The sequence below is a fragment of the Algoriphagus ornithinivorans genome, assembly GCF_900115305.1.
GTDB lineage: Bacteria > Bacteroidota > Bacteroidia > Cytophagales > Cyclobacteriaceae > Algoriphagus > Algoriphagus ornithinivorans.
Map to the genome: position 1 here is coordinate 125,981 of NZ_FOVW01000002.1, position 11,919 is coordinate 137,899.

The 11,919-nt window shown below is 39.0% G+C and carries 13 protein-coding genes; 6 read left to right on the top strand and 7 right to left on the bottom strand.

Annotated features, from left to right (window positions below; all coding sequences use genetic code 11):
* Window positions 1-122 precede the first annotated feature (122 nt).
* Window positions 123-1,283: a THUMP domain-containing class I SAM-dependent RNA methyltransferase gene (locus BM073_RS02655; RefSeq protein ID WP_091649973.1), complete on the top strand. Its 1,161-nt coding sequence runs from the start codon at window positions 123-125 to the stop codon at window positions 1,281-1,283.
* Window positions 1,284-1,362: 79 nt separating this feature from the next.
* Here the strand turns inward: BM073_RS02655 and BM073_RS02660 are convergent, their stop codons facing one another.
* From BM073_RS02660 to BM073_RS02675, 4 genes are all read right to left on the bottom strand, one after another.
* Window positions 1,363-2,874 carry a DUF4301 family protein gene (locus BM073_RS02660; RefSeq protein WP_091649977.1) on the bottom strand — a complete coding sequence of 504 codons (1,512 nt, stop codon included), beginning with the start codon at window positions 2,872-2,874 and terminating at the stop codon, window positions 1,363-1,365.
* 116 nt (window positions 2,875-2,990) lie between these two features.
* Window positions 2,991-3,866, bottom strand: a complete 876-nt coding sequence (locus BM073_RS02665) for a 5-oxoprolinase subunit C family protein (RefSeq protein ID WP_091649980.1) — start codon at window positions 3,864-3,866, stop codon at window positions 2,991-2,993.
* Window positions 3,863-4,561, bottom strand: coding sequence for a 5-oxoprolinase subunit PxpB (pxpB, locus tag BM073_RS02670; protein ID WP_091649983.1), 699 nt, complete (start codon window positions 4,559-4,561; stop codon window positions 3,863-3,865). The genes BM073_RS02665 and pxpB overlap by 4 nt, the downstream gene beginning before the upstream one ends.
* Window positions 4,549-5,271, bottom strand: coding sequence for a LamB/YcsF family protein (locus BM073_RS02675; protein WP_091649985.1), 723 nt, complete (start codon window positions 5,269-5,271; stop codon window positions 4,549-4,551). The genes pxpB and BM073_RS02675 overlap by 13 nt, the downstream gene beginning before the upstream one ends.
* 106 nt (window positions 5,272-5,377) lie before the next feature.
* Here BM073_RS02675 and BM073_RS02680 point away from each other — a divergent pair, with 106 nt between their 5' ends.
* Window positions 5,378-5,503, top strand: a complete 126-nt coding sequence (locus BM073_RS02680; RefSeq protein WP_091649988.1) for a 30S ribosomal protein THX — start codon at window positions 5,378-5,380, stop codon at window positions 5,501-5,503.
* Window positions 5,504-5,540: 37 nt separating this feature from the next.
* On the opposite strand, the gene BM073_RS02685 is transcribed toward BM073_RS02680, so the two are convergent.
* Entirely contained in the window at window positions 5,541-6,092 is a 552-nt protein-coding gene (locus BM073_RS02685; protein ID WP_091649990.1) for a dihydrofolate reductase family protein, read from the bottom strand.
* A gap of 4 nt (window positions 6,093-6,096) precedes the next feature.
* On the bottom strand, window positions 6,097-6,621 hold the full coding sequence (locus BM073_RS02690; RefSeq protein ID WP_245756359.1) for a YdeI/OmpD-associated family protein: 525 nt from the start codon (window positions 6,619-6,621) through the stop codon (window positions 6,097-6,099).
* Window positions 6,622-6,740: 119 nt separating this feature from the next.
* Here BM073_RS02690 and BM073_RS02695 point away from each other — a divergent pair, with 119 nt between their 5' ends.
* Window positions 6,741-7,895, top strand: a complete 1,155-nt coding sequence (locus BM073_RS02695; protein ID WP_091649993.1) for a methionine aminotransferase — start codon at window positions 6,741-6,743, stop codon at window positions 7,893-7,895.
* Between the two features lie 49 nt (window positions 7,896-7,944).
* Here the strand turns inward: BM073_RS02695 and BM073_RS02700 are convergent, their stop codons facing one another.
* Window positions 7,945-8,973: a sugar phosphate isomerase/epimerase family protein gene (locus BM073_RS02700; protein WP_091649996.1), complete on the bottom strand. Its 1,029-nt coding sequence runs from the start codon at window positions 8,971-8,973 to the stop codon at window positions 7,945-7,947.
* Window positions 8,974-9,256: 283 nt separating this feature from the next.
* Between BM073_RS02700 and BM073_RS02705 the strand changes: the two genes are divergently transcribed.
* From BM073_RS02705 to BM073_RS02715, 3 genes are read left to right on the top strand one after another with little or no spacing between them, the layout of a single operon-like run.
* Window positions 9,257-10,126, top strand: coding sequence for a TraB/GumN family protein (locus BM073_RS02705; RefSeq protein WP_091649997.1), 870 nt, complete (start codon window positions 9,257-9,259; stop codon window positions 10,124-10,126).
* 16 nt (window positions 10,127-10,142) lie between these two features.
* A complete protein-coding gene (locus BM073_RS02710; RefSeq protein WP_091650000.1) occupies window positions 10,143-11,195 on the top strand; it encodes a sensor histidine kinase in 1,053 nt (350 codons plus the stop codon).
* Window position 11,196: 1 nt separating this feature from the next.
* A complete protein-coding gene (locus BM073_RS02715; RefSeq protein WP_091650003.1) occupies window positions 11,197-11,913 on the top strand; it encodes a LytR/AlgR family response regulator transcription factor in 717 nt (238 codons plus the stop codon).
* Window positions 11,914-11,919 lie beyond the last annotated feature (6 nt).

Consider the following 11,919-nt stretch of genomic DNA (forward strand, 5'->3'; position numbering starts at 1 on the left):
CTTAGGTACAAGCTGAGTCTGATGTAAGTTACGCAATCGTTTGCGAGTTTTACCTCTGATTTTACATGAGTAGCCTCCAAAATCTTCGAAGATCCTTTGGCCTGAAATCCCTACTTTTGTGTATGCTTGATTTTAATGAAAGAAGAAAGGTCTTTATAACCTGCAAAGACCGATCAGTTACTTACCTGGAAAAAGAAGTAAGAGAGTTAGGTTTTGTTCCGGAATCTGTACAGAGAACAGGGATAGAACTTATTGCCAGTATGGAAGATTGCATGGATTTGAATCTTCACCTCAGAACAGCTTCTCACGTGCTCTTCGAAATCAAGTCTTTTTATCTGCGTCATGCAGATGATATTTATCGCAGGGTAAAAGCTATCAATTGGGAGGAATACCTGGATGTGGATGGCTATTTCTCTATTAATTCGGTGGCCGACAATGAAAGTGTCACTACTCCTTTGATCGTCAATGTTAAAATCAAAGACGCAATTGTAGATCGTTTCAGAGAAAAATTTGGAAGGAGACCTGATTCTGGTTCAGAATTTAGTGGGGCGGTTTTTCAGATGTTCTGGAAGGAAACGCAAGCCACCTTATACATTAATACCTCTGGTGATACGCTTGCAAAGCATGGATATAGAAAGATTCCAGGCAAAGCCCCTATGATGGAGGATTTGGCAGCGGCTACTATTTATGCTACAGAATGGAATACGAGAGTACCTTTTATCAATCCCATGTGCGGTTCAGGTACTTTGGCCATAGAAGCAGCACTGATGGCTACCAAAAGATATCCAGGTTTATATAGATCCCATTATGCCTTTATGTCAATTCTGGGTTATGATGAGTCTGCCTATCATGCTAAAATAAAGAAGTTGGAGGCCAAAATAGTGGAGGTTCCTGAGGTCAAGATTATAGCATCTGATATCTCATTACAAGCTATTTCGTTTGCGAAAGAAAATGCCATGACTGCCGGAGTGGATCATATGATTGATTTTCAGGTTTGTGATTTTGCGGAAACTGAGATTCCAGAGAAGCCAAGAGGCGTGATCATGTTTAATCCCGAATATGGCGAAAGGCTGGGAGAGGAGACGGAATTGGAGCAAACCTATCGCAGGATAGGAGATTTCATGAAACAAAAATGCGCGGGGTATCGTGGGTATATTTTTACCGGAAACCTTGAATTGGCCAAAAAAGTAGGACTAAAGGCCAGTAGAAGAATTGAGTTTTGGAATGGTACAATCGACTGTAGATTGCTGAAATACGATTTGTACGAGGGCAAACGGGATTAAGGGAAGTAAGAAAGATAAAGTCAGAAAGCTGAAAAGAGTGAATGGTCTCTTTCAGCTTTTTAACTTCAAACTTCAGCCTTTATTGGTGTTCGTCTCTGAGTAGATCATTGACTGTTTTCACCGGGTTGAAAGTGATCAAAGGAACTTCAACGAACAAGGTATTCCAGCCTGCCATAGCCCCGTTCCATAAACCAGGTAATTCCAGTGCCTTCAGTTCTCTTCCACTTTTTGACTTCTCTGTGATGAATCCGGTTTTCATGTCTCTGTATTTCAAAAGATCAAATTCTTCTCCTTTGAAATTCCGGGTACCACAAACCAAATCCACTGGATTGAAGTGAGTTGCAGCCTGAAAATGCTTTTTTGACTCTGGGTCAGAAAGATCGATTTGGGCAGTTTCTAGAATTTGTAGGGATTGGCTTCCGTCTTTTTCCAAGACCCAGAAAGGTCCACCTCCAGGTTCTCCAGTATTTTTCACCATGCCACAGACACGGATCGGTCGATTGAGCTTTCCTTTCAGAAAATTGGCTCTCTCCATCAAAGGCTGGTTTTCAAACTCATTAGGAAGCTTTGCTCCCAATACTTCAGTGAAGACATTTTTTGCTTTTTTCAATGACTCATCAGATATCTCCTGACTAAACTCTTTTAAAGCTTCAAAAACTTTCTCCTGGATTTCCAACAATAGCCCTCCAATGGCCATTTTGTAGGTTTTTGTATCTGACTTAAGGCGGTCAGGAACTACATTGTCAATGTTTTTGATGAAAATAAGGTCAGCAGAAATATCATTTAGATTTTCCAATAAAGCACCGTGACCGGCTGGACGGAACAAAATGGATCCATCTTCTTCAAGGAATGGCTCATTATCCATCGAGACGGCAATGGTGTCAGTTGATTTTTTCTGCTGTGAATAAGTTACCTCGTATTTAAGCCCTGTTTTGGACTCTAATTTTGGTACTATGCTTTCTATTTCCTTTCGGAATTTTTCTTCATGTTCCGGCGAAACGGTAAAGTGAATTTTGACAAGTTTACCTTTTCCCACTGCATATTGTGAGCCCTCGATCAAGTGCTCATAAGCAGGTGTCCTTGCTTCAGATTCGTATTGATGGAATTTTAAAAGCCCTTTGGGAAGGTTTCCATAACCTAGTCCAGAGTCTTCTAGAAGCGTACCTACTATTTCTTTATAATCATTTCTATCGAGACAATCAGCAATCGAAGTGTTCTTTTCTTTCAATGCCGCATTCAAATCATCATAGAAAGCGAATTTTTCGATTTTGTCTATGAACTTCTGCACAAAAGCCGATTTGCTCAAGTCACCATCTCCATCCAAAAAGGAGAAGAGGTCTTTAAACATCCTGGATGCAGCGCCTGAAGCAGGAACAAACTTCACTACTTCTATAGATGCTGCTTTTTTGGGATAAGTTTCTACAAAATGCTTCAATTGATCATTCGAAAGCACCTGAATGCCATCCTGTGGAGTTGCTGGGCCTGTTATTTTCAAATAAGGAAAGCCATCCTTAAAGTTTGAAATTTGCTCCGCTACTGTATCAGGATCCATTCCTTGGGCAATAATTTTGTCTTTCAACAGGGTATCCATGTGGTCTTAGGGTTAATGGTAAAAACTGTAATTTAACAGGTCGGAGGGCATCACTCAAATTTCAAGAGGAATTTATTAAGAAGTGATGTTGATTTTTTTCCGTGTAGGCTTAAAATTTAAACTTCGGAAACGAGCTGGAAACGAATTTTTTGACCTGGAGCCTTTTGAGCTATAACTCTCAGGTCCTTTTCATCAATTTGTAAAACTCTTGGATAACCTCCTGTTACTTGCGCATCTTGCTGCAATACCAATAGTTTTCCACCCGAAGTCAATTGAATGGTTCCCGGATAAACAGGAGCAGTTAGAATATCTGAGATTTGATTGGAGACCAATTCTTCCAGTTGGATTGCCATCGTATTTTTCATAATTGAAATATGGAAATCCCTGGATAGAAGCATCTTTTGTTCGTTGGGATCCAACAAGTACCACTCCGGACCAGGGTAAACCCTGATTTCTTCTTTTTCCAAATAGCTATTATCCCATTTAGGATGTGAAAAAGTAGTTTTTACCGGGTTTGAGAGGTTGGTGAAAAATGGAATTTTTGCTCCTTTTGTAATAGATGCAGCATCTGTGATGCCGTTTAGTTGACTTCTGGAACCTAAGATCTCTTGGGTTTGAAATCCTCCCCGAATTCCCAAATAAATTAAAGAACCGCGCAGAAATTTTCCTATTTCTAAAAGATCACCTTCTTGAATCTCTATAACTCCAATACAGGCTATATTTTTCCCATTGAGCTTGATGGTAGATAAAGCACCTGAAATACAAATTTGACAGGCTTGCTCAAACTGTAATTTCAATCCAGGTTGTTGGATTTCCAGTTGGGCGTCTCCAGGTGAATTTTTAAGTAAATGATTATTCCATAAAAAAGCTTCCAAATCTCCCGGACCTGATTGTGGTACACCAAATTGGACTAAGCCTGTTCTTCCTAAATCCCTGATTTTCGTTCCCGGACCTGTTTGAATTAGATTCAAATAAGCTATATCCTTGATCATACCTGTTCCGGATGTTTTGGATTTCGTTTCAAGCGCTCATATTCTGATTCAGAAATAGGATTAAACTGAATCAGGTCACCTGCTTTTCCCCAAACTGGTGGGATAGAAGAGGGAGTAAAAAAAGGAATAGGGCTCCTTCCTATGATATGCCAGCCACCGGGGGATTCCAGAGGATAAACACCTGTTTGATCTCCTCCAATGGCCACAGAGCCTGAAGGAATGCTACGGTCTGGTATGGATTTTCTGGGAGTAGAAAGTATGGGGTCTAAACCTGAGAGATACATAAACCCAGGTAAAAAACCATAGAAGAAAATCCTATAATTGGCTTGGCTATGCAGTTGAACAATTTCCTCCTCTGACATTTTTTTTTCTGAAGCCAAATTGAGAAGGTCTTTCCCAAATTGGCCTCCGTAACATACGGGAATTTTCCAAACCGTATCTGAAAGAGTAGCTCTTTGAGTGGAGGTAGTTTTAATCAGCTTTTGAAACTGATCTTCGGGAAATTGATTTTTCCACTTAACGACAATTGATTGATAGGCTACCCTCAAATCATCTATTTCATTTCCCAGATCTTTTAGCAGGGATTTTTCTAATGATAATCTCTTAATCAAAAGAGAATCACTTACTTGTTCGGACCATTTTATTTCGGTGTATTGTGGACCAATTTGAAAAACTGAAGGAGTCAATTCCACCATTTCTTCCTGATTTTCGGTAAAAAATTCAATAATCCGGGGTTATCTCCGTGAAAACAAAGTGTATCAGCAGGAACCGAAATCATGGTTCCATTGACCGTTTGGATTTTGCCTGAGTTCAATATGGGTTCTAAGTGTTTTTCAACAGAATCATACTTTGTTAAAAGAGAGTCTGCCTCTGATCTAGGCCTTAATTTTAGATCTTCCCCATAAGTACGGTCGCCGAAAATTTCTCTTTTGATAGCCAATCCAGCCAATTTTGCTGCCTTTTCCATCTCTGAACCCGGTGGAACAAAGACGGTGGTTTCAGGAAGGTTTTCGATCAAAAAGTGGCAAAGTAATTCCGCTAATCTGGAATCTTTGGCTGCATCATTATACAAAGCTCCATGAAACTTGATATGATCTAATTCAAGTCGGGTATTTTGCCTTACGGATTCGAATAATTCCAATTGACTGGCTAAGGCATCGATTAGATATTCATCAGAAATATCCATGGATTTCCTGCCGAAATTTTCCAGATCAGGATAGGAGGGATGTGCACCTGCTGCTTTCCCGAATTTTTCACATAGAGAAAGTGTGTGGGCAATGGTACTCTGATCCCCAAAATGCCCTCCGCAGGCTATGCTGGCTGCATCAATCAAGGGAATGATTTGGGCTTCATTTTCTACCCCTTCACCTAAATCACAGTTGATCTGAATTTTGGCTTTTTCCATATTCTAAATTAAGAAAGAAAACAGGAAAAGATTCATTTATCCTCAAATTGACATCCTTAGAGCTGTTTTTTAACTTTGAGTATCTTTTAACTTAAACCTGAAAATTATGGGAAAAGGAGATTTGAAATCTAGACGAGGAAAAATCAATCGTGGAACTTTCGGAGCAAGCAGACCCAAAAAAGAGGCCAATCGTCAGACCAGAAAGGCCAAAATGGGTTTGGATAAAAAGTAAAGCATTGATCAATAAAAGAGGGTTTTGGCCCTCTTTTTTATTTTTCATGTGACCTAATATAATGTAGCTGAGGTACTTTTTCTACGAAAATTTGGCTGGAGATACATTGGAATTTTAGCATTTGATCAAGAGGTCCGAATAATGAGATTCCTTCTCCCAAAATCACAGGAATTTGGGTTATTATTATTTCATCGATTAGGTCTTCTTTGAGAAAACTTTGAATAGTTTTACCCCCATCGATGTATAAACTCAAGTGACCATTCGAATGAATATCCTTCAGCACATCCCTCAAAATTCCTTGGACCAGAAAAACTTTGTCTTGGAGCTCTTTTGGAATTTGTTTGAGCGTGGTACTCATGACATAAACAGGCTTTTCGTATGGCCAAGGAATGTCAAAACCCAGTACTGTTTCAAAAGTATGCCTTCCCATCACAAGTGCATCCACGCTTTGCATGAAAGCTGCGTAGCCGGAATCGACTGTGTTGAGTTCCGGAACTGATTCCAAAAAGTCTATTCCGCCGTTTTTATCCGCAATAAAGCCATCCATGCTTGTAGCAATGAATACCTTGTTTTTTGCCTTTTCTACCATGAAATTAAAGATTATTATAATATTTGATCCACTCGTTTAATTGCTTAAAATCCAATTGCCCTTTGGCTAATTTCAGATGATGCATGATTGCAAGGGATTTTTTCATTCTACTTTCCGGATTTTTAACTTTAGTCACCAAGTAAATCAGTGATCTTTGTTTCCCGGGAGTAAGTGATTTAAAGAAAGCACTGCCTTCTTCATCCTGATCCATCAATACCAAAAATTCCTCAGGAACTTCATGTCCATATTCACTTAAGTCCCGCTCGATTTGGATAGTTGCCTTTTTGTTCTCATCCAAATCAAGTTTTTTGCGGAGCTCTTGATTGATAAGGATATACCAGCATTCTTTTGCTTTCATCAAAGCCATATGAAAAGAATCACTTTCGTTAATCTTTACTAGCACTCTTCTGTGATTTTTATCCATCATTTGCTCGGCAATTACATCTGGAACCGGAAAATGATAGTGCCAATGATTGAAATCAAATTTACCTAGCCGACTTTCAAAATTGAGCATTCTTTTTCTTATCACGATAATAATTGATTTAGCTTTTTCAGCTTTCACTCCGAATCTAGGTCAAGGAAATAAGATTAAATTCTCCTTTTTTCAAAAGAAAATTGATTACTTGTAAGAGTCAAAATTTTAGAAATATGCGCTCAAAATTGCCCCACATAGGGACGACTATTTTTACAATCATGTCTAAAATGGCTCAGGAGGAAGGAGCAATTAATTTATCCCAAGGCTTTCCGGGCTTTGGTGCCGATCCCGAATTATTGGATATGGTGGCAAAGTATACCAAAGCCGGATATAATCAATATGCACCCATGAGTGGGATTCCTTCTTTAAGGGAAAAAATGGCGGAAAAAACGCTAAGGTGCTATGGTGCCAAGGTGAATCCTGAAACAGAAGTCAGCATAGTTTCAGGAGCGACAGAAGCAATTTTTTCTTCAATTACTGCGATGATTCATCCTGGTGATGAGGCGATTATACTGGAGCCCGCCTATGATAGTTATGAGCCAGCTATATTATTGAGTGGAGGTATTCCAATTCGAGTTCCATTGAATTCAAGTGATTTTTCGGTTGACTGGGAAAGGGTGAAAAACTCCATCACCTTTAAGACTAAATTGATTGTCATCAATAGTCCTCATAATCCAAGCGGATATGTGTGGACTCAAGATGATTTGGATCAATTGGCCGAATTAGTCAGAGAAAGGAATATTTATGTCGTCAGTGATGAGGTATATGAACATATCACATTTGATGGCCGGCCCCATCTTTCCTTAGTTGGACATGAGGAATTGAGGCAAAAATCCTTTGTATGTGGATCCTTTGGGAAGACTTTTCATGTAACGGGATGGAAATTGGGCTACTGTATAGCTCCTGAAAAGCTAACAGAAGAGTTCCGAAAAATCCATCAATATGTGACTTTCAGCTCGGTTACTTTTTTACAATATACTCTTGCGGAATATCTGGAAAAACCTGAGCGATATGAGTCGATTCCTGGTTTTTATCAAGAAAAGAGGGATTTATTCTTAACTGGCTTGAAAGATACAGGCTTGGAGTTTCAGGCTACCCAAGGAAGTTTTTTCCAAACAGCCAGCTATGGACATCTTTCAAAAATTGGGGATAGAGAGTTAGCAGAGAAAATGACTAAGGAATTGAAAGTTGCCTGCATTCCTGTATCCTCTTTTTATCATAATCAAAAAGATGACAAGATCATTCGCTTTTGCTTTGCCAAAGAAAATTCAGATTTGGAAGAGGCTTTGGTCCGTCTGAAGAATCTTGGAGAATTATTCAAAAAATAAGCGGCAGAGATTTCTCCCCGCCGCGGTCGTGTTAAGCATCCTTTCCTAATCAGGCCAGGCTCTTTCTACAAAATTCCAGGCATTTTTGCACTTCAGCTACTGGATTAGATCCTTCCGGTACCTGATATTCCAGTTCTATAGTTGCTGGGAACTTGTATTTATTTTTTTGCATGAGTTTGAGTACATCTCCTATAGGAGTGTCTCCACTTCCCCATACCACGTTTCCTTTGCCATTTTCAGGCCTCTGACGATCTTTGGTATGCATGCTGAGGATATTCTTCTGCTGTTTTTCAATCAATTGAAGTAAATCTTTGTGCCCTGCAGCGATATAATGTCCCATATCCAAATTCAGTGCATTTTTTGGGCTTTGAGCCAAGGCTGTATCCCAAAAGTCAAAGGTTTGTTGTTCGTGTCCATGATAGGCAACTGCCATACCAAACTGTTCCCCCATTTTACCCAATTTTAAGGTATGGGCATCGTTTGAGGGATGCTCTAAGGTTACATGACTGGTGCCGAGAGCTTTGGCTGCTTTCATTCCATAAGCGATTTCAGCATCCGTATTATTCATTCCAAAGGCGCTAGGTTTGAAAGCATAGATACTCACACCAGCATCCTTGTACATTTTTCTCAATTGTTCGAAAGGCTTCATGGAGGCATTCGCTCTCCATTGTGCAACTTCCTGAGAATATGCCTCGGCAGCTTTTCTGATTTCTGCCAATTCATTCTTTTCATTGTCTGAAAGAGTTTCTCCTCTTCTTTCTCTTCCACCCAATTGCCATGCTTTCATCCTATCAAATGTTGGGGAAGGCATACCTGCAAATGATTCCGCTGGATCTCCCATTAGTTCAACAGCACTTAAACCTGAGTCTGTTATATATTTCAGGGTTGCTTCGGCACTTTGGTCAGGAAGTGATCGGAATGAATAGGTAATGCATCCAATCTGAACTCCATTAATCTGACTATCCGGTTTATTGTAATTTTTGATGATCGAGGGGGCTCCCTCTAGCCAAGCAGGAGCTAAGGCTAAGCCAGCGGCTCCTAAAGTGGATTTAATAAGAAAGTCTCTTCTGTTCTTCATGGTCGTTTGCAGGTTAGATTAGGTTTGAAGCTATTGTTTCAAATTAACAAAATAGATTCGTATATACGAATATTTCATTTGAAATATTTAACAGAAGAGCTTTAAAGGCCTAAAAACAAGAAACTAAGGATTAAATATAAACCTTTCTTTGAAAAGAAAGCAAGCATAACCTAAAAAAATAAAAAAAGAAAACTGCATTTATCGCTAAATTTCTGCATTGAAGGAATTAAGTATTTTTTCAAGCTCGGCAATATTCATATTTGTTTAATTAATCATTTAGATCATGAAAAAGAACTATTGTAACATTTTAAGATTAACCTTGCTTTTTTGCATAGGTTTTGTGTTTCAGTTGCAAGCACAAACAGAGAAAAGTCTTCTTTGGAAGATTAGCGGGAATGGATTAGAAAAAGATTCCTATGTATTTGGTACCATTCACATGATTTGTCCTGATCAATTTTTGATGAATGAGGAAATTAAGGGTGCTTTCACTGGTACTGAACAGTTGGTTTTAGAATTGGATATGGATGATCCGGAACTGCAGCAAAAGATGCAGGCAGTATCTATCAATTCCGGAATGAAAAATATCCAAGGAGAAATGAAAGAGGAACAATCCAAGGCTTTGGATCAGTTTTTAACTCAAAATTATGGGGCAGGATTGGCTCAAATGGGGATACTGAAGCCATTTGTATTGACTTCCATGGTCTTGATGAAGCAATTGCCTTGTGATCAAATGGAGAGTTACGAGTTCTTTTTTACGCAGATGGCTCAGCAGCAGGGAAAAGAAATTCTAGGTTTGGAAGATGTAGCATTCCAAGTAGGGATTTTTGATCAGATTCCTTTGAATATTCAGTTGGAAGAGCTTGGGAAAATGGTTACCACAGATGAGTCCATGAAAGAGTTTCAGACTACGGTTGAAGCTTATGTTGCTCAGGATTTGGATAAGTTGTACCAAACCATCAGCGATAATCCAATGACCGGTAATTTTTCAGAAATTCTTCTGGACCAAAGAAATGAAAACTGGATTCCGGTCATGAAAAAACAAATGGAAGAAAAGTCTACCTTTTTTGCGGTAGGATCAGGCCACTTGGCAGGTCAAAAAGGAGTCTTGAATCTTTTAAAAGAAGCTGGCTATACGCTTTCGCCAGTTAACTAATAGTTAATTCAAAACAATGGGATTTCAGGGTAAAATATCTGAAAAACATCTTTACTGGGTTCTACAGGTACTTGGCTGGAGTTCCATTGTTTTTATTGAAACCATCAATTATACCTTCTTTATTGTCGGAGAGTTTAATTGGGAATACGTGATGCAGTTTTTAATCATGTCATTTCTAGGATTGACTGTTTCTCATTTTTACAAAACCTATTTTATCCCTAAATCTCAATTTCAAAAGAAACTTTCCAGAATCTGGGTGAAAGGGCTAGTGGATGTTTTTGGGATTACATTCATCATGACGGCTTTATTGTATCTCCCTCTAATCATGAGTTTTGAGTTTGAGGGGCTTAATTCTCAGTTTATTATCAGTTACTTTGGACAACTCATGAATTTGGGACGCTACGTGATGGGCTGGGTGATTATCTATTATCTTTTCCATATCATGAAGCACACGCAGGAGGTGACTGAGCAAAAGCTTTTGCTGGAGAATTTGGCCAAAACATCTGAGTTGGAACTCTTGAAAAATCAATTGAATCCTCATTTTTTATTCAATTCTCTCAATAGTATCAAGGCCTTGGTTTTAATTGATCAGGAGAAGGCAAGAGATGCAATAATCAAGCTTTCGGAATTGCTGAGATTCTCTCTGAATTATGAGAAAGCTCCTTTAATAGCTTTGAATGATGAAATGAAGGAGGTAGAAAAGTATCTTTTGCTGGAGCAAATCCGCTTTGGAAAGAGATTGGATGTTCATATTCAGCTGGAGGAGGAAACCCTGGAGTTGAAAGTGCCTCCAGCCATGGTTTTAACCTTAGCTGAAAACGCGATTAAACATGGGATCACCAAGCTACCGGATGGGGGTTCTATCCACGTGTCGAGCAAAAAAAGAGGAAAAAACTTAATAGTTGAGGTGACAAACTCAGGGCAGTTGAATGATACTTTCAACTTGGGGATCGGGCTTCAAAACGTACAAAAAAGATTAGAATCCCTTTTTGGGGAGAATTCAAAATTCATGCTCGACAGTAACTCTTCCAATGAAGTTCGAGCTACTATCAATCTACCAATCAATTAACATGAAAAAGCGGGTTTTCCTTGTGGATGATGAAAATTTGGCTCTCGAGGAGTTACAGGTACTACTTCAACCCTTTCCGGAATTGGAAATAGTTGGCAAATCTGACCGGGTGCAGGAAGCTATAATCCAATGCAATGAATTAAAACCGGATTTGATATTTCTGGATATCAACATGCCCGGAATGGATGGATTTCAATTTCTTGAGCAATTGGATGAGGTGAACTCTGTCATTTTTGTAACTGCCTATGATCAATACGCCATCAAAGCTTTTGAAATTAACGCCTTGGATTATTTGCTGAAACCTCTGAATCCCACACGGTTAAAAGAAGCTGTCAATCGCTTTTTGTCCAAAGAATCAGATGTGGAAAGTACAGAAGAAAGGCTCTCTCCAGAAAAGAAGATTTTCATCAAGGATGGAGATTCTTGTCATTTCGTTCCGGTTTTTAAAATATTCTTATTGGAAAGCGTGGGGAATTATGTACGGGTTCACTATGAGAACCAAAAGCCACTTTTACATAAATCTCTAAGCTATTTGGAATCCAGACTTCCTACAGATCTCTTCTTTCGGGCAAATCGTCAGTACATGTTTAATATGGATTTTATTCAGAAAATTGAACCCTACTTCAACAGTACCTTGTTGATCAAATTGAACTCAGGTCATGAAATTGACTTAAGCCAGCGGCAGAGTGTGAAGTTCAGAGAAATCACGGGTATTTAAAAAGGC

What these genes read in the sequence shown, in the direction of transcription:
- BM073_RS02695 (WP_091649993.1), top strand. Translation starts at nt 6,741, where the DNA reads ATGCGCTCAAAATTGCCCCACATAGGGACGACTATTTTTACAATCATG.
- BM073_RS02665 (WP_091649980.1), bottom strand. Translation starts at nt 3,866, where the DNA reads ATGATCAAGGATATAGCTTATTTGAATCTAATTCAAACAGGTCCGGGA.
- BM073_RS02700 (WP_091649996.1), bottom strand. Translation starts at nt 8,973, where the DNA reads ATGAAGAACAGAAGAGACTTTCTTATTAAATCCACTTTAGGAGCCGCT.
- BM073_RS02715 (WP_091650003.1), top strand. Translation starts at nt 11,197, where the DNA reads ATGAAAAAGCGGGTTTTCCTTGTGGATGATGAAAATTTGGCTCTCGAG.
- BM073_RS02680 (WP_091649988.1), top strand. Translation starts at nt 5,378, where the DNA reads ATGGGAAAAGGAGATTTGAAATCTAGACGAGGAAAAATCAATCGTGGA.
- BM073_RS02710 (WP_091650000.1), top strand. Translation starts at nt 10,143, where the DNA reads ATGGGATTTCAGGGTAAAATATCTGAAAAACATCTTTACTGGGTTCTA.
- BM073_RS02685 (WP_091649990.1), bottom strand. Translation starts at nt 6,092, where the DNA reads ATGGTAGAAAAGGCAAAAAACAAGGTATTCATTGCTACAAGCATGGAT.
- pxpB (WP_091649983.1), bottom strand. Translation starts at nt 4,561, where the DNA reads ATGGTGGAATTGACTCCTTCAGTTTTTCAAATTGGTCCACAATACACC.
- BM073_RS02675 (WP_091649985.1), bottom strand. Translation starts at nt 5,271, where the DNA reads ATGGAAAAAGCCAAAATTCAGATCAACTGTGATTTAGGTGAAGGGGTA.
- BM073_RS02655 (WP_091649973.1), top strand. Translation starts at nt 123, where the DNA reads ATGCTTGATTTTAATGAAAGAAGAAAGGTCTTTATAACCTGCAAAGAC.
- BM073_RS02705 (WP_091649997.1), top strand. Translation starts at nt 9,257, where the DNA reads ATGAAAAAGAACTATTGTAACATTTTAAGATTAACCTTGCTTTTTTGC.
- BM073_RS02660 (WP_091649977.1), bottom strand. Translation starts at nt 2,874, where the DNA reads ATGGATACCCTGTTGAAAGACAAAATTATTGCCCAAGGAATGGATCCT.